This window comes from Desulfosarcina sp. BuS5 (genome assembly GCF_028752835.1).
Classification (GTDB): Bacteria; Desulfobacterota; Desulfobacteria; order Desulfobacterales; family BuS5; genus BuS5.
The window spans coordinates 1,348,999-1,370,027 of the sequence record NZ_CP087952.1; the positions used below are offsets into that span (position 1 = coordinate 1,348,999).

General features: G+C 40.1%; 16 protein-coding genes and 2 tRNA genes. 10 read left to right on the forward strand and 8 right to left on the reverse strand.

What is annotated here, in order from left to right; genetic code table 11:
* The first annotated feature begins 58 nt into the window (after positions 1–58).
* The 5 genes from BuS5_RS06720 to BuS5_RS06740 all read left to right on the forward strand — a co-directional run bounded on the left by BuS5_RS06720 (position 59) and on the right by BuS5_RS06740 (position 3,766).
* Positions 59–134, forward strand: a tRNA-His gene (locus BuS5_RS06720).
* Between the two features lie 10 nt (positions 135–144).
* Positions 145–221, forward strand: a tRNA-Arg gene (locus tag BuS5_RS06725).
* Positions 222–561: 340 nt separating this feature from the next.
* On the forward strand, positions 562–1,974 hold the full coding sequence (locus BuS5_RS06730; protein ID WP_274427660.1) for a transposase: 1,413 nt from the start codon (positions 562–564) through the stop codon (positions 1,972–1,974).
* A gap of 105 nt (positions 1,975–2,079) precedes the next feature.
* Positions 2,080–2,451, forward strand: coding sequence for a hypothetical protein (locus tag BuS5_RS06735; RefSeq protein WP_274428115.1), 372 nt, complete (start codon positions 2,080–2,082; stop codon positions 2,449–2,451).
* A gap of 301 nt (positions 2,452–2,752) precedes the next feature.
* Positions 2,753–3,766: an IS1 family transposase gene (locus tag BuS5_RS06740; RefSeq protein ID WP_274428116.1), complete on the forward strand. Its 1,014-nt coding sequence runs from the start codon at positions 2,753–2,755 to the stop codon at positions 3,764–3,766.
* Positions 3,767–3,852: 86 nt separating this feature from the next.
* Here BuS5_RS06740 and BuS5_RS06745 read toward each other — a convergent pair whose 3' ends face one another.
* From BuS5_RS06745 to BuS5_RS06760, 4 genes are all read right to left on the reverse strand, one after another.
* The gene (locus BuS5_RS06745) at positions 3,853–4,161 is read right to left on the reverse strand and encodes a peroxiredoxin family protein (protein ID WP_051374599.1); all 309 of its coding nucleotides are present in this window, start codon (positions 4,159–4,161) and stop codon (positions 3,853–3,855) included.
* 18 nt (positions 4,162–4,179) lie between these two features.
* Positions 4,180–4,323: a hypothetical protein gene (locus tag BuS5_RS06750; protein WP_157487322.1), complete on the reverse strand. Its 144-nt coding sequence runs from the start codon at positions 4,321–4,323 to the stop codon at positions 4,180–4,182.
* A 74-nt stretch (positions 4,324–4,397) separates the two neighbouring features.
* Entirely contained in the window at positions 4,398–5,237 is an 840-nt protein-coding gene (locus tag BuS5_RS06755; RefSeq protein ID WP_027353133.1) for a DUF3786 domain-containing protein, read from the reverse strand.
* 118 nt (positions 5,238–5,355) lie between these two features.
* The gene (locus BuS5_RS06760; protein WP_027353134.1) at positions 5,356–6,933 is read right to left on the reverse strand and encodes an MBL fold metallo-hydrolase RNA specificity domain-containing protein; all 1,578 of its coding nucleotides are present in this window, start codon (positions 6,931–6,933) and stop codon (positions 5,356–5,358) included.
* 507 nt (positions 6,934–7,440) lie between these two features.
* Between BuS5_RS06760 and BuS5_RS06765 the strand changes: the two genes are divergently transcribed.
* From BuS5_RS06765 to BuS5_RS06785, 5 genes are read left to right on the forward strand one after another with little or no spacing between them, the layout of a single operon-like run.
* Entirely contained in the window at positions 7,441–9,225 is a 1,785-nt protein-coding gene (locus BuS5_RS06765) for an AAA family ATPase (protein WP_274428117.1), read from the forward strand.
* 26 nt (positions 9,226–9,251) lie between these two features.
* The gene (locus BuS5_RS06770) at positions 9,252–11,378 is read left to right on the forward strand and encodes a site-specific DNA-methyltransferase (protein ID WP_027353136.1); all 2,127 of its coding nucleotides are present in this window, start codon (positions 9,252–9,254) and stop codon (positions 11,376–11,378) included.
* Positions 11,375–11,668: a nucleotidyltransferase family protein gene (locus tag BuS5_RS06775; RefSeq protein WP_027353137.1), complete on the forward strand. Its 294-nt coding sequence runs from the start codon at positions 11,375–11,377 to the stop codon at positions 11,666–11,668. Before BuS5_RS06770 ends, BuS5_RS06775 begins: the two co-directional genes overlap by 4 nt.
* Positions 11,661–12,044, forward strand: a complete 384-nt coding sequence (locus BuS5_RS06780) for a HepT-like ribonuclease domain-containing protein (RefSeq protein WP_027353138.1) — start codon at positions 11,661–11,663, stop codon at positions 12,042–12,044. Before BuS5_RS06775 ends, BuS5_RS06780 begins: the two co-directional genes overlap by 8 nt.
* A complete protein-coding gene (locus BuS5_RS06785; RefSeq protein ID WP_051374600.1) occupies positions 12,031–14,781 on the forward strand; it encodes a DEAD/DEAH box helicase family protein in 2,751 nt (916 codons plus the stop codon). Before BuS5_RS06780 ends, BuS5_RS06785 begins: the two co-directional genes overlap by 14 nt.
* Positions 14,782–14,952: 171 nt before the next feature.
* On the opposite strand, the gene BuS5_RS06790 is transcribed toward BuS5_RS06785, so the two are convergent.
* The 4 genes from BuS5_RS06790 to recB form a co-directional block, all read right to left on the reverse strand.
* Positions 14,953–15,621 (reverse strand): hypothetical protein, encoded by a 669-nt coding sequence (locus tag BuS5_RS06790; RefSeq protein ID WP_027353139.1) that lies wholly within the window; start codon positions 15,619–15,621, stop codon positions 14,953–14,955.
* Between the two features lie 15 nt (positions 15,622–15,636).
* Positions 15,637–16,365, reverse strand: coding sequence for a dockerin type I repeat-containing protein (locus BuS5_RS06795; protein ID WP_027353140.1), 729 nt, complete (start codon positions 16,363–16,365; stop codon positions 15,637–15,639).
* Positions 16,366–16,406: 41 nt separating this feature from the next.
* Positions 16,407–16,958, reverse strand: coding sequence for a hypothetical protein (locus BuS5_RS06800; protein ID WP_027353141.1), 552 nt, complete (start codon positions 16,956–16,958; stop codon positions 16,407–16,409).
* Positions 16,959–17,431: 473 nt separating this feature from the next.
* The gene (gene recB, locus BuS5_RS06805; RefSeq protein WP_027353142.1) at positions 17,432–21,028 is read right to left on the reverse strand and encodes an exodeoxyribonuclease V subunit beta; all 3,597 of its coding nucleotides are present in this window, start codon (positions 21,026–21,028) and stop codon (positions 17,432–17,434) included.
* Position 21,029 lies beyond the last annotated feature (1 nt).

Genomic DNA, 21,029 nt, shown 5'->3' on the forward strand with positions numbered 1-21,029 from the left:
AAAGAGAAATTGCACTTGAAATACCAAAATTAATCTGATAAATAATACTTTTTTTGCGGTGGGTGTAGCTCAGATGGTAGAGCACTTGGTTGTGGCCCAAGTGGTCGAGGGTTCAAGTCCCTTCACTCACCCCATTAAACATCAGCGCCCGTAGCTCAGCTGGATAGAGCGCCGGACTTCGAATCCGTAGGCCGCAGGTTCGAATCCTGCCGGGCGTACCAATAAAATCAAAGGGTTAACCAGTTAATCGGTTAGCCCTTCTTTGATTGGGGGGCAATAAGGGGACATAAGGGGTATGTTTCATGCTATAACCTTTAACGTTCGATGACATGTTTACTTACACCACATTCAATAACTATTTTTTAAGAGATTACAAATGAAAGGTTTTAAGCTCGCAATATCTGTTGCTTTATCCGTTTTGTTTCTCATCTCTTGTGGTTCGTTAAGTCAAAATGAAATTAGAACTCGATGATCAAGTTTTTATGATTAGCTAAATTTAAAGTTTGATAGTATAATCACGACCATTAAAAATATTAACAACTTTGAAAGAGCCCATTCATAATGCTATTAACTGAATCTGCACCATTTATCAAACAGTACATTGAAGATCTCAACAATAGCCTGGAGCAATACCAACCTAGTGCGGGATTAACATTTACCCAGAAAGCATGGCTAAGCTTTTGTCTTACCGGTATATTAATGGTAAATGCTGTATGTTGGGCAAAATTTGAACGGGCGAGTCTGGGCAATTATAAATTAGCAGCTCTATCTTGGATGTTTCGTAAGGGTAAGATTTCATGGGACAATTTACTTGTTGGAAGCGTCAGGCGTATTTTGAAAAAATATGGTATCACAAATGGTGTAATTGTTTTTGATGAGTCTGATCGTGCCCGTTCTAAGAATACAAAGCGAATATACAAGGCTCATAAGCAAAAACACAAAGCAAGCGGAGGTTATGTTAATGGGCAAACAGTTGTTTTGCTTCTTTTGGTCACAGACTCTATAACCGTACCTATTGGTTTTAAGTTTTACATGCCTGATCCAGTTGTTAGTGCCTGGAAAAAAGAAGAAGAGAGATTGAAAAAAAAGGGACTCCCGAAGAATAAGCGTCCTGTCAAACCAGCATTTAACCCTGAGTACCCGAAAAAAATTCAATTAGCCCTGCTCTTACTTGAAAATTTTAAAGAATATTATCCTAAAATTACTGTTAAATGTGTATTGGCTGACGCTTTATACGGTTCAAAAGAATTTATGAATGGAGCCTCTAATATTTTGGGAGGAGTGCAAGTTATCAGCCAATTAAAGTCAAATCAAAATATACGGTACAAAGGTAAAAAAAAGACAATTACGGATTATTTCAACATGATTAACAAAGGTGTAAATTGCACCATTCGTGTGCGAGGCGGTGAAAAAGTCAATGCAACAGTGAGCAGTGCCCGCCTTAAGGTTGATGCACACGATGGCAATGTGCTTTTTGTGATAGCTCTTAAATATGAAGGGGAAGATGAATACCGTTACTTAGCTGCCACTGATGTGAGTTGGCGCACAGTTGACATTATTCAAGCATATTCTTTGAGATGGCTTGTAGAGGTTTTTTTTGAAGACTGGAAGCTTTATGAAGGATGGGGACAAGAGGCCAAACAATATGACGAAGAAGGATCAAGCCGAGGCCTGATCTTGAGTCTGTTGCTAGACCATTGCCTCCTCCTTCACCCTGAGCAAAAGGCCTGCATAGAGAACAAAACTCCCGTGTTTACCGTGGGAAGTCTACAAAAAAGAGCTCAAATGGATGTTTTGATGGAATGTGTCAAATTTTTGCTGCAACAACAAGATCCCGGTGAAAAGCTTAAAGAAATGGGGCAAGTTATCAAAAAAGTTTTCCGACTTATGCCATCGGGAAAACATATGAGCGGAAGAACCATAGGTAGATTGGAGCCAACACCCTCTCTATCACGTAAATATTGTCCTTGCTAAGTGCTTTTGGCAAGTTCGTCATCAAAAACTTGAACATCGAGTAGAAGGATAAAAAATAAGGATTTTTATTTAAAAGCTCCTTTATGGTATGAAAATCCGGAAGCGATGACAACCGTTAATTACCAACGCGGAGTACGGATACCTATTGGAAGAAAGGTGCATATAACAGATTATACTTCTAAAAAAATAGTGTTTGTAACAAAAACAGGTTTTCGGGGTATATTGCATCGTTCAAAAAAATATTGCAAAATATCACAGCAAGAATTGTTTGATCGATATTTTTCTAAAAAAAACATAATGGAAGCGGGTGGAGAATTTTATAAATTGACAACACCTGAACAAGCAGGGATAAAAAAAGGTGAAGTTGAAATTGGCATGAGTAAGGACGCTGTTCTTATGGCATGCGGTTATCCCCCAAGTCATAAAACCCCAAATTTGAATTCTGATATTTGGATTTATTGGCTCAAACGCAGGTAGTCCCTACAAAACAATGCAGGTGATTAAAAAGTGTCTCTGAAAACATGAATAAAAAAGATTTTTACTAAAAATTAAGATTGCTATAGACTAAAAGCAATATATTTTGTAGAGCACGGTTAAAACTCTATTCAAAGGATCGCAACCATGCAAAATACAGCAAATACAGCCCTAACACTTTTTCAGCAATTCCCGGACGGGTCTTAACTATCTGATATTATTATGTTATCAGACAAGAGTTTTTGCAAACTCTAAAATTGAAAGTTCAATGATTCCAATAAGTTAAGCTATTTATGACCGGGAATTGCTGACACTTTTTTGTCCCAGGAAAAGCTGCAAATGTTATCAATCAACCGAGAACAAAATCACAAAGGATGGAGTTTACATAACAAAATCCGATTTTGAGCCAAGACAAATGTTTTACTGCAATGGTGGCAAACATAGATTCTCAGAAACAGGATATTCCGATCTTTTTGGAAAGCATGGCAGTTTTAAAGAATATGAGCAAACGGCAAAGCTAAACTCTTACGGCCTTGGCACTGATGCAATTGCCGATGTACTTCAAAAAGATCGAAGGACAATTGAACAATGGCAAAAAGCTATTGGACAAAAAAGCCAGCAATTTCATCTATTTCTTTGTTTTACTATCGGACTTACCATTGTATTTCTCCAAATGGATGAACTATGGTCTTACCTTAAAAATAAAAGTCAACAATTATGGGTTTGTATCGCTCTTGAATCAACAACAAAATTCTGGATCGGTTTCGAGTTGGGTTCAAGAACAACTTACACTGCAAACCGTTTAGTAAAGGGCATTAAAAAGTTGGGCAAATGGGGAAAAGATAATATATTAAAGGTCGCTACAGATAAATTAGCGGCTTACAAAAATGCGCTCGAAAACATTATGTCTGAAATTCCTTATGCTTACCTGCAAATTGTTAAGCGCCGAATAAAGCGTCGGCTTGTAACAGTTAAAAAATATTTTGTAAAAGGTACTGTAAAAGATTTCCCCGGAAAAAGCCAAAACACCTCATTTATTGAGAGACTGAACCTTACCCTAAGGCAACATATCTCCTATCTTCAGAGAAAAACCCTGGGGTATTGCAAGAACAAGCTGAATTTTAGTAATGTAATGTGGATTAACTTATTCAACTATAATTACATACAATTTCATAAGAGCTTACGAATACGAATTAACAATGAAAACGAGAAATTTATAAAAAAGTATAACCATAATACACCGGCAATGCAGATGGGACTTACGAATTCTTCACTAAACTGGAGATATCTCATTACAGTCCCAATACCTTGTAAGTAGCTGATTTTTCGAACCTGCATTGTTTTGTAGGGACTACCCAAATTCAATCTGTTTGAATTGGCAAAGTGACATAACAAATCAATAGCTTAATTTTCCAACTGACCTATTATCAAATCATTGGCGGGTATATCTTTCATATTCTTTGAATAGTATGAGAATACGATTTTTCCCGCCCTGTTTATTATAAAAAGCGCAGGCATGAGTCCGAGTTTGGTGAGTTTCCACTGCTGTTTATATAAGTTGGCAATCTTATGATCAGGGTCCGGTATGCCGTAAAACGGGAGATTGTTTTTTGAAAAATATTTTAAGGTTTTTTCAGCATCGTGTGGAGTTATAACTACAACTGAAGCATTTTTAGCAATAAATTTATTGTAATCCTGTTGCATCTGACCCAGATGCCTGCGCTCATATGGTCAGCTGAACCCGCGGATAAAAACAAGAACAACCTGGCCGACTTTTTGCAGTTTTGTGAGACTAACGCTATTGCCATTATATGTATTAGCAGTAAATTCGGGAGACTTATCACCTTTTTCAAGCGATTTTTTATTATTTGACATGATAGAATAATCCTTAGAGTTCATTGTACTACACGCACAAATTCAACCTGAATCCGAGCGCCGATTCTTTAAAGTTATTTTTGCTCGAACCCTAAGGGCTCACAAAGAAGCTGTTTTAATCTTTCGCTTAAAAACATGATCGATTCGATATCAAGATGGTTCAAAATACTCTCGTCAAACAAGAGTTTAACTTCAGCTTCGAAGTCATCATCTAAATTTTCATCCCAGAACATGAGTATTACCGGAATTCTGGGAAGGGGGCTGAATAAAAGTGCCAGATCTGCAGATCGGATTTCATCGGTCAGATCAAGCCCGCCAAGTTGTCTAGCCGCAATAAGCAATTCGCCGGACTTCCCTTTAAACCTTTCGATAAGAGGTTTTTCAACATGTTCTTTCATCGATTTTATCTTTGAGACAGTATTGGGAAACTCTATAAATCCTTTCCATTTCCCGGTGGGGAGCTTGCTTCCTCCCTGGGCCATGTGATTATAGATAAAAACCTGTTCCCATCGGGTAAGCTCCGAACCATCTTTATTTGTGATGCTGTCTCGGGAAATGATGATGAAATCCGTAAAATATGGCAGTTCAAGAGAATACTTTTCTCTTTTTTTAATCAACTTGCCGCCGATCCTGTCCGGCAGGTCTTCTATTTTCATGGATGCAGACCGTTCCCTTGCCCATTTCAGCGCATCCTCAGCCATGTCTTTTTTGAGCCACTTGCCTGATGAATATTGTTTTTCAAGCTCGGTTTTGCATTTTTCTACAATATCCGCTGACAGGTGGGGGCAGTTTTCAATTGGATGCTTTTCAGATACCACCATGCTTGCGAAGGCAAGGCAAGTAGAGAATCCACAATCTTTACAATTAGTTTTAGGCAGTATATCTCTATAAAGATCAACAACGGATAATGGCATTACCATACCTCCGGATAGCCGATATTAAGTAAAGCCTTTTCCATTTTAAGCTTGTCTCCCTCTTCCATTGCAGCAAGATCAAAAAATACTTTTTTTTGAGTTAGTCCTTAGGGTTCACTCAAACATAAGCCATATCTCCAGCACGGGGAACAAAGGCTGTAAAACCTTTATTTTCGAGATGCTTTGCAAAGGCAAGGGCTTGGTCTTCCTCTCCGTGCACAACGGCTATTTTTTTTATTTTTAAGTTTGAATTTGTCACAAAACGTATCAGTTCACTTTTGTCGGCATGAGCGCTGAACCCTCCTAAAGTTTCGATGTGTGCTTTAAGTGGGTAGACTTTGCTTAAAAATTTTAACATCGGCGGGTCGCCGCGTCTGCCTGATTCTTCATATTTCCTGCCTTGTTCCAGGATACGGCGACCAAGAGTATTTTTGGCCATATACCCGACGATAAGAACCGTATGTCTTGGATTATGGATTTTGTTACGCAAATGATGCAAAATTCTTCCTGCTTCGCACATTCCTGCAGATGCTATAACAATATGAGGAGTTTCTTCCCGCATAATCTCCATAGATTCTTCAACTGAACTGATAAAATGGATCTGATTAAATAGAAAAGGATTTTTACCATGTTTCAGAAAGATGTTATTAGTTTTTTTATCGTACACTTCAGGATGTTCGCCGTAAACTTTTGTAAGTTGTATTGAAAGCGGGCTGTCCACGTATACCGGAAGATGCGGAACCGCGCCTTCATCATATAGTTCATGTATCACATATAAGAGCTCCTGGGTTCGACCAAAGGCAAAAGAAGGTATAAGAACCGTGCCTTTGCGCTCAAATGTGGCAAGTATGACATCTTTTAACTGTTTTTTTTGATCCTGCACCGGTTCATGCAAACGATTTCCGTATGTGCTTTCCATTATGAGCAAATCTACAACACGGTCTTCTTCCTGGAAAGTCAGGGTTGGGTCTTTGATAATGGGCGAGCCGAACCTCCCAATATCCCCTGTATAGCAAATATTATACAATCTGTCGTTTTCGCGGATTTTTATCATGGAGAACGCGGAACCTAGAATATGCCCCGCATCATAAAATGTGCATGTTGTATCATGTCCTATTGTTACCGGACTTTTGTAAGGATAGCCGTTAAAAAAGCCAAGGGCTTGTTCCGCGGCACTGGTGGAATATAAGGGTTCGACGAATTCAAGATGATATTTTTCAATAAGTTCGTTAATCTTGTTTGTGTTTAGTTTATTGTGATCTGTTTTTAAGATCTTTTGAATGTTTTTATTCGAGCGTGCCGATGTATTTTTTCCTTTAGGCGTTGCTCTTAACTCCCGCAAAGTCGACCTCACGGTTTTATAATTCAAGTAATTAGCGTCGGATTCCTGGATGTGAGCGGAATCCAGCAGGAGATATTTACACGCGTCTGCAGTTGCACGCGTACAAAGAACCTGTCCTTGAAAATTTCGGTTTGTGAGCATTGGTATGCGGCCTGAATGATCTATGTGTGCGTGTGAAAGCACGATGTTCCTGATGATATTCGGGTCGAACGGCAAGACATTGTTCTTTTGGGCAGTCTCTTTCCGACGTCCCTGAAACATACCGCAATCCAGTAATATCCGGTCGGTTTCAGTAGTAATAAGATGCATCGAACCGGTAACTTCCCTTGCAGCGCCATAAAATGTAACATGCATGTATTAACACCCTCTACAATAAATTGGCAATAAGTTAGCCAGATTATTGTACTCAATTTTATAAAAAACAGTATAATTATTTTATCACTTGTTCAAGTTAATATTTGGGGTCACCCATTAAAGGTTAAGTCAACCCTTGATTATTTCATTTAGCTTTTTGTAATTTTTTTTACTATTGCATCTCCTTATCTTCCATAAAAAATATAAAATAACATCTCGCTGTTACGGTTATTTCCTGACACGGACAAGCCGGAACTGAACAAGTTTGAAGGAAAAAAATGATCACGAAAGCACGAAATCACGAAAGACTGAATATTATTTTATTTCGTCCCCGTTCCTAAGCTTTATTATAATAATCAAGGTTTGACCCTATGTTTTATGTTCTCAAACTGATACAGCCAGGTGAAATAGGGGGAAACAAACAACTGACAAATTATAAGTTTTTATTCTATTTTATATATGGTACGGAACAAAGACAAAATAACAGCCAACAACAAGGATTTAATAATGAAATTTCCATATGGTGTATCTGATTTTAAAAAAATTAATACTCAGGGCTATTTTTACTGCGACAGAACAAATAAAATACCTCTGCTCGAACAATCAGATTCTCAACTTTTTATCCGCCCCAGGCGTTTTGGCAAGAGTCTTGTTCTTTCAATGCTGGAAAATTATTATGATGTGGCAAAAAAAGACGAGTTTGAAGCTATTTTCGGTAATTTAAAAATTGGAAAAAATCCCACAGACTTGCGCAATTCATATTTTATCTTGAAACTGGACTTTTCCTGCGTTGATCCAACAGGAAGTGCAAAAGAGGTAAAAAAAGCTCTATTTAACCACATTAATGGTTGTATTGAAGAATTTTATGCTTTTTATCAATATAAAGGTTATGAATTACCTAAAATAAAAATTAATTTTGATGATGCTCTATACTCCTTAAAATCTTTAGTCAGCGCAGTCCGCATGACTCCATACCCTGTTTATCTTCTCATTGATGAATATGATAATTTTGCAAATACAATAATGATGGGGGTTCAAAGCACCGGAAAGAGATATGAAGCTCTTGTGCATGATGAAGGCATTCTGAGAACCCTGTTTAAGGCAATTAAATCTTCCACCTCCGGTTCCATGTTTGACAGAGTATTTATAACAGGTGTCTCTCCTGTTGTTTTAAGTGATATTACAAGCGGCTATAATATCGCTAAAAACATTTATTTTCATCCAAAATTTAATGATTTATGTGGTTTTAGTGAAAACGAGGTACGCAAAGTAATTGAACAAATTGTGGCTGAATGTAACTTTGGCACAGAAAAAACAGATGAAGCTCTTACATTGATGAAAACATATTATAATGGATATCTTTTTGCGTTTGGGTCGGATGAATATATTTATAATCCCACATTATGCCTTTATTTTTTTGAGCAGTTCCATGAAATGTGCAGTTATCCAAGAGAGATGCTTGATGATAATCTTGCAACTGATGAATCCAAGCTGGAGTATATTGCACAATTATCCAAAGGTCGGGATTTGCTTGTAAATTTGACGCAAAAAGCACATGAAATTGTTATCAGTAAAATAAGCAAACGTTTCGGTATCAAGGAAATGCTCTCTGACAACTCAAAGGACAATACATTTCTTGTTTCATTTCTTTATTATTTTGGAGTGTTAACACTTGCAGGCGAAACAGATGATTTAAAAGTAAAATTAAAAGTTCCAAACATGGTGATACAAAGTTTGTACGTCGGAAGAGTGCAGCAAATGCTTCTTCCTGACCCCGGCATTAGAGATGATGGAAAGCTGGCGGCTGAAAAAGTATACCAGAAAGGCGACATAAAACCATTGTGCGATTTTGTGGAAAATAGCTATTTTACTGTATTTAAAAATCGTGATTACAGATGGGCCAATGAACTGACATTAAAAACCGCATTCCTGACCCTGCTTTACAACGATATTATCTATATCATGGATTATGAAATTGAGATTGACCGACGCTATGCAGATCTGACCATGATCATCAGACCTGATAAAAGATATGGTAAAGTATTTGATGTTTTAATTGAGTTTAAATTTGTAAAGCTTAAAGATGCCGGAATGAGTGCTGATCAGGCAAAAAAACTTTCTCAAGATGAACTGAAAAAAATCCCTGAGATTGCAAAACAGATAAAAAATGGCGAAAAACAGGTGCAAGAGTACGGAAATAAGCTTGAACGGAAATATGGAAATTTGAGATTGCAAAAATTTGTGGTCGTAGCCCTGGGGTTTGAAAGGGTATCTTTTAAAAAATTGGACTAATGAAGGATGCCAAAAAAGGCATGTAGATGAAACTGACGAATAATGAGATAAGAGATATTAACCGCTATCTGGAAAAAGGCAAGCCCCTGCCGGAGAAGTACCGTTTTTTGCTGTTTGGGGACAAGCGGGAGGTGGAGCTGGTCTGGAATGGCAAAACCAGCGAGGTTTGCAATGTGGTGCTGCCGTTTCAGGTGATCGAGCAGGTTGACGAGCCGCGCGCGGAAGAAGCCGTCAAATTGCAGATGGATCTCTTTGACCGGCAATCCGGCCGGCAGATCAAGGGCTGGAACAACAAACTGATCTGGGGCGATAACAAGCTGATTCTATCCTCACTCAAAAACGGGTCATTTAGAGAAGAGATCGAGGCTCAGGGCGGCATCAAGATGATCTATATTGATCCGCCGTTTGATGTAGGGGCTGATTTTTCCATGAATGTTGAAATCGGCGGCGAGACGCTCACCAAAAAGCCGGGCATACTGGAAGAAATTGCCTACCGGGATACATGGGGCAAGGGCGCGGATTCCTTTATTGCCATGATATATGAGCGGCTGGTGCTGATGCGGGATTTGCTGGCGGATGATGGGAGTATTTTTGTCCATGTTGATTGGAGAGTTATTCATTTAATTAGAATTGTCTTAGATGAAATTTTTGGAAAAAATAAATTTGTTAATGAGATAATCTGGCATTTTTCAGATAATTTTCAAGGAAATGTAAAAGGTTTCGCTACAAATCATAATAATATTGTATGGTATACAAAAACACCAAATTATATTGCAAATAAGGTAATGATTCCTTTGGGTAAGCCAACAAAAAGAGACAAGAGAATTTGGTCTAAAGAGCTTGGAAAACTTATTTCAGCTCGTGACGCGAATGGCAAACTTATTTATGAGATGTATTACGATAAAAAAGCAGATGATGTTTGGCGTATTGGTCAGAGTTCTACAACAAAAAAAGCAAGTAAAGAATTTTTAGGCTATCCCACCCAAAAACCCGAAGCCCTTCTCGACCGCATCATCAAAGCCTCATCCAACGAAAATGACCTGATCGCCGACTTCTTCTGCGGCTCAGGCACCACGCTTGCCGTAGCCGAAAAACTAAACCGCAAGTGGATAGGCTCCGACCTCGGCAAATTTGCCATCCACACAACTAGAAAGCGCATGATCGGGGTGCAGCGGCAGCTCAGAAAAGAGAACAAATCCTGGCGCGCCTTTGAAATCCTCAATCTGGGAAAATATGAACGACAGCATTACATCGGGGTCAACCCCAATCTCAGGGAGCAGGAAAAGCAGAAACAACTGGAAGCCAAGGAAAAAGATTTCCTTAATCTTATTCTTCACGCCTATCGCGCAGAAGCGGTCAGCCAGTTCAAAACCTTTCAGGGCAAAAAGTCTGGTCGTCTGGTGGCGGTTGGGCCGGTGAATCTGCCCGTCACCCGCCTGTTTGTGGAAGAAATCATTCTGGAATGCCGCCAGAAACGTATCACCCGCGTGGATATTCTCGGGTTTGAGTTTGAGATGGGGCTGTTTCCCAATATTCTGGATGAGGCCAGGACCAAGGGGATTGATCTGGCAATGAAATACATCCCTCAGGATGTGTTTGACAAGCGGGCCGTGGAGAAAAATCAGGTGGTGTTTCATGATGTTTCGTTTATTGAAGTTAAACCGCATTTTGGCAAGGGTAAAAACAAACATAGTATTGCTGTGGAACTGACCGATTTTTCCGTCTTTTATTCACAGGATGCCAAGGGTGCAGATGAAAGCCTGAAAAAAGGCAAGAGCAAGGTGATTGTGGACAGGGGACAGGTGGTCAAGATCAGCAAAGACAAAAACGGTATTGTCAACCGCGAGGTGTTGACGCAAAATTGGACCGACTGGATAGACTACTGGGCCGTGGATTTTGACTTTGAATCCAGGCGGGAGATTGTGCGGGTACTGAATGAAGAAACAGGCGAAACAGAAGAAGTCTGGACCGGCGATTATGTGTTTGAAAACGAGTGGCAGTCCTTCCGCACCAAAAAGGACCGCTCGCTGGAATTTAAAAGCATATTTCGGGAATGCCCGCCGGGTCGGCGCAAGATCGCGGTAAAAGTGGTTGATATCTTCGGCAATGATACCATGAAGATAGTTGAAGTGACTATAGGAGGAACAAGATGATAAGCAGCAAATATGCCCTTGAAATATTAAGACAATTTATGCAGGAATCAGGCGATCGTTATGGGATTCTGGAACTGGGAGTTTTTGGCTCTGTTGCAAGAGATGAGGCAAAAGATGGCAGTGATGTGGATGTGGTTATCAGTCTAAAAACGCCTGATCCCTATTTTATTGTTCACATTAAAGAAGCTCTTGAACAACGCCTGGGTTGTCATGTGGATATTGTAAGGTTAAGGGATAAAATGAACTCTTTTCTAAAACAGCGTATAGAAAGAGAGGCTTTTTATGTATGACATAAATCTGGCAATTGATCTTCTTGAGCAGATTTACGGCGCAACCAAAACAATACAAAGACGTTTCAGAGCGATTAATAGCGTTGATGATTTTACAGATACACAAGGTGGCATGGATATGCTTGATGGCATTTGTATGCTGTTGATAGCTATTGGTGAGAGTTTGAAAAGGATAGACAAGATTACAGATAAAAAGCTGCTATCGCATTATCCTGAAATAGACTGGAAAGGGGCAAAAGGAGTTAGAGATATTATTTCACATCATTATTTTGATATTGATGCTGGAGAAATTTTTTGGATTTGTTCCCATCATTTAGAACCATTACGAAGTACAATAAAAAAAATAATTGAGGATTTAGAAAATGGCGCTGCATAAAAACTTTCCAAAATCCCCCCATGCAATCCTCAACCCGGATATCCGCTGGTTTCCGGCAGATGAAGCCCTCCGTGAGTCAAGCTATGAAAAGCTGCTGCCACCCCTGGTGCATGAGCTGCGTAAAAAGGTAAGGGCATGGCGGGATAACGGCTATGAAGGGGCAACAGATACCAGTATCGCCTTGCTGAACTGGTGGTTTAATCAAGAACATTTTTTGCCGAAATCAGACGGCACGATGGAAGAATTTCAATATTACTTTGCCCAGCAAGAGGCGGTTGAAAGCATCATCTACCTTTATGATCTGGTTAAGGTAAAGGATAAATATGATCTGCTTCGTTTTGATTCATCCGGCGCTGTTTCCGCCGGGATGTTTGATGAATCCTGGCGACGCTTTGTTGTCAAAATGGCGACCGGCACCGGCAAGACCAAGGTGATGAGCCTGGTGCTGGCGTGGTCTTATTTCCATAAACTTTATGAGCCTGATTCGGATCTGGCGCGTAACTTTCTGCTGATTACACCCAATATCATTGTACTGGATAGAATCCGCAGCGACTTTGACGGGTTGCGGATATTCTTTAAAGACCCGGTACTGCCGCATAATGGATATTCAGGCGGTTTTGAGGGACGAAACTGGCGCGATGATTTTCAACTGACCCTGCATATTCAGGATGAGGTTAATGTTATCCGCAAGACAGGCAATATATTTTTAACCAATATTCATCGTGTTTATTCCGGAAATGATGTGGAGCCGTCCCCTGATGATGAAGATACAATGGATTATTTTCTGGGCAAACGTCCCACTGGCGCTACCACGGATTCCAAAGTCGATCTTGGGGATATTGTCCGCGATATTGATGAACTGGTAGTTTTAAATGACGAAGCCCACCATATTCATGATCCTGAAATGGCGTGGTTTAAAGCGGTTGAGGATATTCACAACAAGCTGAAACAGAAGGATAAATTTCTTTCCCTGCAAGTGGATATGACAGCCACACCCAGGCACAATAATGGCGCAATTTTTGTACAGACGGTTTCGGATTACCCTTTGGTAGAGGCCATTTCGCAAAATATAGTCAAACATCCTGTACTGCCGGATTCCGCCAGTCGCGCCAAGCTCCGTGAACGGCAAAGTTCAAAATATACGGAAAAATATGCCGATTACCTGAACCTGGGTGTTGAAGAGTGGCGCAGTGCATATAAAGAACATGAAAAGATGGGCAAAAAAGCCATTCTCTTTGTGATGACGGACGATACAAAAAACTGTGATGATGTGGCTGAATATCTCGAGGCAACCTATCCTGATTTTAAAGATGCCGTGCTGGTGATTCATACAAAAAATAACGGTGAAATCAGTGAGGCGAAAAGCGGCAAAAAAAAGGAGGAGCTGGAAAAGCTGCGCAGACAGTCCAATGAGATTGATAGCTGGGACAACCCTTTTAAGGCTATCGTCTCGGTGATGATGCTCAAAGAGGGCTGGGATGTAAAAAACGTAACCACCATCGTGGGCTTGCGTCCCTATTCCGCTAAAAGTAATATTTTACCGGAGCAGACCCTGGGACGGGGCTTGCGTAAGATGTATTCCGGCTATGATGCGGAAGAATACGTCAGCGTTGTGGGGACGGATGCTTTTATAAGTTTTGTGGAGTCCATCCGGTCCGAAGGTGTTGAGCTTGAGCACAGGGCAATGGGTGAAGGCACCAGGCCGAACACACCGATTGTCGTTGAAATTGATAATGAAAACAGAAAAAAGGATATCGATAATCTTGATATCGAGATTCCGGTATTAACTCCGAGGGTCTATCGGGAATACAAGAATCTTGACAGTCTAAACACAGGGAATTTTGGCCACAAAAAAGTAGAATACAAGACGTTCACCATCGAAGAACAGCGTGAGATTATATTTAAGGATATAACTACAGGCGAGATCAATCATGCAACCATTCTGGATTCAGGAGCGGTTACCGACTATCGCTCTGTGGTGGGATACTTCACCCGGGTTATTATGAAGGATTTAAGGCTGGTCAGCGGTTATGATGTGCTGTACGGAAAAGTAAAATATTTTATTCAGGATGACTTATTTGAAAAACCGGTTGACCTTGAGAATCTGAATACCTTGCGAAATCTGTCCGAACTTGAAGCAAACAAAACTTTGGTGGAAATATTTAAAAAGCAGATTAATGATTTAACTGTGCAGAACAAGGGAGACGCAAAAATTCATGATACGATCAAGTTGACAAAGACACGCCCGTTTATTGCTAAAGAGCAGGGATATATCGTACCGAAGAAAAGTGTTTTTAATAAAATCATTGGCGACAGTAATCTGGAATTACAGTTTGCCGCATTTCTTGAAGAGTGCGACGACATTATTTCCTATGTGAAAAACTATATGGCCGTTCATTTCAAGATTGATTATGTTAACGCAAAGGGCGATATATCCAACTATTATTCGGATTTTATTGTCAAAAAATCAGCAAAAGAAATTTTTATTGTTGAAACCAAAGGCCTGGAAGATCTTGATGTGCCTTTGAAAATGGAAAGGTTGAAGCAGTGGTGCATTGATATCAACAAAGCACAACCAGAAATCAAGTATGATTATATTTTTGTAGATGAGGAGAGTTTCGATAAATTCAAGCCAAAAAGTTTTGAGGAATTAATCAGAAACTTTACAAAATACAGGTGGCCGCATCTTTATCCTGAATCGACACCAGCCTTTTTAAAACCTAAATTGAAAAAATAAGGGTCAAGTCTACGTTTGACCCTTATTGATACTGTCTTGTATTTTACCTATCCGTTTTTTAATTTTTCCGTCATATTTTTTAAGCCTCGAAACTCTTCGTAACATGCTGCTTACAGTACTGTATGCTTTAATATTAAACAACTCACCTATGTTGTTAAGATTTTCGCCTCTCTAAGTGGACGTGATATGTTGTAATATATAACATTTTATATTCCATGGGTCAACAGTAGACTTGATCCCATTTTTACTTATACCGGCAAGACCTATAAGTCCGGAAGCAAGAAGAAAGAGTGTGGGGGGGATGGGAACGCAAGTTACTTCCATATCAGCGAACTCAAGAAATTTCGCATAGTCACCCTTGGCGTTACCAAATTCCAAGCTGTGAGTTACTCCAGGTAAAAAGCTGGATTCTGGAATGGTTAGTGCTATCCCGCTAACCAAGAGACCATTTTGCAAGGGAGATGAACTGTTTCCCCATTCTGTAGAAAATTCTCTATAGATATTTTGTTGATTTGCAACAGCACCACCCATCTTTATCCCCCATCCTGTTACAGCTGGTCCATAGGATAGTTCAGCAGAAAGTATTGGGCTAAACTCTACTAAACCCTCTGAGGCTACCAAATCAAATTGCAATTCGAATATACCATCGTCACCAGGGTCAATTCCACTAACCATTAATGAAATGTCGTAGGTTCCGGGTGTGGGGATGACAACTTTATCCATGTCAGCACTGTCGAATGTATCCTCCCATGCTACTGATATAAGTGCTGCGTTTGCAAAAGGTATTAACCCTAGCATTATGAGTGCCAAAGCAACTGATACTACTATAAATTTTTTCATAGTCCTATTCCTCTATTATTGAAATACCTTATCTCTTATAGACGTTACATCCGAAATGTTTACATCACCGTCATTATTGCAGTCAGCATAGCAGGTTTTTGGAATTTGATTGAAAACCATTTTTCTTATTTCAGTTACGTCTGAAATATTTATGCTTCCATCCGCATTCGCATCCCCACGTTCGTAAATTTCAGTAACCGGTGTAAACGATACAGCCGTATCATCCAGAACGTTCGCATCAGTATCCACAAAATTCTTGAAGCTGTATTCCGTGGGGTTACTCCCGGGAATCTCCGTGCCGCGCTTGCCGTAAGTGAGATTCAATTCAGGGTTTTCAGGATCAAATTGGCCTGATATGCGGTTGAATTTTACTACTCCAAGAAGCACTCTTTCTCCGCTAACCCCGGCAGATGTATCATCAGGGTCGAGCTTGCCCAGGATAATCACCACTTCGCCGGGAGTGCTTGTTTCCGGATTCATGTATTCTTCACCCCCAAGTGACCAGACGGCTTCGTTTTTGTCGGCGCTGACGGCTGCTAATTGCGAAGCATTATATGTAAGCTTCACTCCTGCGCTTCTCAGGACGGTCAGACCTTCAACGTTGGTGTTGGCATAGATATATATCGCCAGGTCGTCGTCTGTATAGGCACCTTCTGCAAAAACATTAACGCCGGCCAGCGTGGAATGGGCCGCGATAAGCATTGAAAAAAGTATCACTGCTAAACAAACTATTTTATTTTTCATTTCCCTTTTACTCCGTTTTTATTGATAACGGTTTAAATTTTTTACTTTCTTCTGATACAAATCAAACCCAACAAACCTGACCCAAAAAGCAGCAAAGCTCCGGGAATCGGCACCATGGAACCGCTAAAGATGTTGCCGTCCATTGAACCTGATATTAACATCTGTTCACCTTCTTTGCCTAACACTTCGTTGATGCCGTTCAGGGTAAGATTTACCTCCCCAAAATCCGGAAAGAGTTCAAGGCTGGTTAGAAGTCCAAGTTTGAAATCACATCCGCAGCCTAAAGGGTCAAACACCCAATGGCCGATATACGTCCCATCCCAATCTTCATTAATAGGCGTTTTTTGAGCATTAATAGACAAATCACCTAGTATCAAATCTCCATCGGAAACTTCCAGCAAACCTAGAGCATTAAGCGGATAACCTATCGGTCCTAAAAAATAAAGGCCATCAAGATCGAACGTAAGCTCTCCTGTAAAAACCAGGCCTTTAGAATCCGGCTGCGTTTGTTGGCCGGCGGACGTCACGTTGGTAAACGGCATAGCAATAAATAGAGCCAATAGGAACATCGTAATAAAAAATTTTTTACCCATTTGTTTCCCCTTTTTTTTTCTTCTTGATAGGTTTGTATCAAAAAACTATCATTATTAAAAAGTTTCACATTTTTCTTATGCGCGTAAGGAAAATGCTTATTATGAAGCCGGATCCAAGGAATAACACCGCGGAAGTCACTATTGTAAAGGTGGCTTTTGCATTATCAATAAAAACCGTGCTGAATTGGCTCGCCCTCATTTTTTTCGCTATAGATACTATGTAATTTGAAAACGCAAAAAATATGCCAAGCCGACCATGTTCCATAGTTGAGAAACAACTTCTTTGATTTATTGTATTTGTATAAAAAAATAATATTTATTATATTAAAATTTGTTTTTAAAGTAAAACATAAAATGTATAATTTATGTAATAAGTTTTACAACAATGTGTAATGAATTACATAATATAAGTCGTTTATGTCTTTTGCCGACACGCTGCTCACACTATTTAGACTTTGTTCAAGAGACGCGCATTAAACGCAGGCCATAAATCCGGGCATTAAAGCTGTGCCCAGTCTGTTCATCATATCTTTGCTCGGCAAGTCGAAGTATATACCGTAATCATGGCCGCAGGCAGGATCGACTCCCCTGATAAAAACATAAAATATCCCGCCGAAATCCTTGGTGTAACTATATCCTCTTACCCTTGTGCCCAGGTACTGGTGCAGTGCGAGTGCATAAAGGTGGTATTGGAGTATATAATAATCAGCCTTCATTACTCTCAGCATTGAATCCTGATCATAGTTATTAATTTTTTCCCCGAGAAAGTTTGACTTCCAATCTATGAGGTAATATTTGTTGCCGGCCCTGAAGACCATGTCAATATAGCCCTTCATGAAACCTTTGGCGGGCATGAAAGTCAGTTTTTCAATATAATCCGGAAAATCGCCGGAAAGATCCGTTTCGGCATAATCGGCAAATATAGACCCCAGCATTTCTACGGAAACAGGATTTAAGGCAAAATAGAACTCCATCTCATTTATTCGTTCCGTTGATGCAACTGTTGATAGGGGAAACCTGCTTTCTCCGCTTGCCAAAGGAATGGCGAGAACCCTGTTTATCATCCCACAAACAGCATCCTTCCATGACGCATCGAAACTGTATTCAAGTAATTTTTTTTCAACCAGCGCTTCCGGATATCCGGAGGCATCCATCTCAAAATCAAGGTGTTCAAATATATCATGGAAAAAAAGACCCGCATGTGCTCCCTTGGGAAAAGATGCAATGCTTCCTTTATCAAGGGCTGCCTTGTCAGACGATCCTGAATATGAATATGCCGGTTCACCGGTCTGGTTATGAACTGCGTTAAGGGCTCTTTGGGATATAAGTGACGAATAGCTGGATATTTTCCAGTCAGTATCTATCTTCCTCGAAAAATGCCTGTAATGAAGATTCTGTTCATCCTTAGCCAGGGGAATTGGCTTTGTTTTACCCGCGGCAGGCAGAGGAACTACTTTGATGGTTCCTTCTGATTTATCCGCCAAGTCATTTAAATCCTTTATAAGGTCAACATCGTTTTTTTTCTTAAAGGTCTCTTTGAGTGTTGATACTATGTTTTCCGGGTCTGTGGTATTTCTATTATGCAAAATATAGGAGAGCGCAGATGTTTCGGCGGTATTAATCCTGCCACACACAAAATAGCATAAAGATTTTGCCCTTGTCAAGGCCACATACAGCAGCCTGATATTCTCGGCCAGAAGTTCATTGCAGGCCTGGAGTGAATTGCTGCTGAAATCGTCGGAACCGAGATCGAGTACAAGAGATCTGTTATCGTTGTTATCATGGAACATTACCTCTTTATCGCTCCGTAATGACCCCTCCCATGTATAAGGGCAAAATACTATTCTGTATTCGAGACCTTTGCTTTTATGCATAGTTACAATCCTGACTGATTGCTCGTCGCTTTCAAGGCGTATCTGGTCTTCCTCAAGCCTTGTGATGGTAGTATCGCGCTGAGCTGAAAACCATTTAATCAGCTCTGAAATGTTGAGTTTAAGGGACTTATGATGAAGAATCTCCGCCAGGTGAAGTATATTTGTTACTCTCCGTTCGCCATCCTGAAGTTTTAAGAGCCTCTCCTTTACTCTTTCTAAAGCCATAAACCTTCCGAACATCCGCATAAAACCATGTTTGTTCCATAAACCATAATATTCGCTAAAGCTTGCTATCCTGGTTTCCCACCATTGTTGATCACCTTCCACAGATTTTAAAAAGTCGCCTGTGACGCCCATGATATCCGTTACAAGGGCTGCTCTTAAAGGTCTGTCACGGCCGGGAGCAGCAATCCCTTTCAGAATTTGCTCCATTTCAAATGCTTCGTGGGAGTCGAATATATTTCCGGTATAATAGAGCGCCGAGGGTATATTTTTTCCGGATAGAGATTCTTTTATTATACGCGCCTGGCGGTTTGTTCTGACAAGGACGGCAATATCGCCTTCGTGAATATTATCCGACAGAACCAGTTCTGCGATTTTACAGGAAACAGCTTCCGCAATCAGATAAAGAGCATCGTTCTTGTTTACGGGTTTATCCTGCGCGTTAATTTTCCGGGATGATAAATACCAGAGTTCCAGGGGCGCCTCGAATATTCGGTCTGCGCAGTCTGGGGAGCCGGGCTTTACCTTGTTAAATCCGATTTCTTTATATACAAAAGGTGCCTTGATACCGGAAAAAATCGTATTTACAGCAGTTATAAGCCGTGGATTTGAACGCCAGTTTTCGGTAAGGGTGTATTTGTAATCGGCTTTTAAAGCAGCATTTATATATGAAAAGATGTCTGCTCCCCTGAAACTGTAGATGGACTGTTTGGGGTCGCCGATCATAAAAAGCAGGTGCTGTTCCGAATTAAAAATCCTGGAAAAAATTTTGAACTGCACAGGATCAGTATCCTGAAATTCATCTAAAAGAGCTGCACGGTAGCGACCTCTAACAGCCTGCAAAAGAAGATCATCGCGCCCGTCTTGTTTAAGGGTATCATGCACCCTTGTGAGAAGATCGTCAAAAAACCGTATGTTGCTGTTTTTTTTTCTTTTTAACAGCTCAGTTCCGGCATAACGAAAAAAATCCGTTTTAAGGTATAATAAATACTCATCAACTTGCTTTTCTATAAGTTTAAAGGAAATAAGAAGTTCATTGCATATATCGAAAAATTCGTCAGCCGGCGGGCTCAAATTCTTTTTGGTCGATTTTTGAATTTTTGTTGCAGTAAAGTTTTCAAATCCTTTAAAAACCGGGATACCGATATTATTTTCAGTTGTATATTTGTCCATGGCCCCGGCCAGTTCAGCAATCTTTGCTTCTCTGTTGGTAAAACCGTGAACTGCGTAAGAAGGTTTCAGGTTACCGTAAACATTAGCGTAAAGAACAGGATCGTTCAATAAATCAATAACCCTGCGCCTTGCAGATGGCCAGATGTTCTTAATTTTTTTTAAATTTTTTTTAAAAGGTATGATATCTACAGGGGCAGGTTCCGTAACTTCAGGTACTATCCTGACTTCCGGATTTTTTATTTTATTGAGCAATGCCGCATAATATTCAGGGCTGGATGTTTTTTTTAGTGCGATTCCTAAAAACTCCGGAGATTTTTTATAATAATGCTTTCTCCAGAAATCATCGGCTATTTCCTGAATAATACTACTCTGGTCAACGATCAGTTCCGTATCAAACAAAATTCCGGTTTCAAAAGCATTCTCATGCAGGATTCTCTGGCAGAAACCGTGGATTGTGAATATTGCGGCCCTGTCAAAGTCTAAAAGAGCGTTTTCTATCAACCTGACAGCCTGTGGTTGATTTTCATGCCTATTAACAAGAGCATTCAAAAAAGGATCGTCCGTGGAGCCGCTTAAAAACGCCTCTTTCGCCTCCACCAGTCTTTTGCGAATCCGGTCCTTAAGTTCTTCAGTGGCAGCTTTGGTAAAGGTGACTACCAGGATCTCTTCAGACGGAATTTTTTTCTCCACAACAAGGCGCAGAAAGATCCCGGCTATTGTGTATGTTTTACCTGTTCCGGCGCTGGCTTCTATAAGATTTTTACCCGCAAGGGGCGTATTTATTTGGTCAAATTTTTCCATA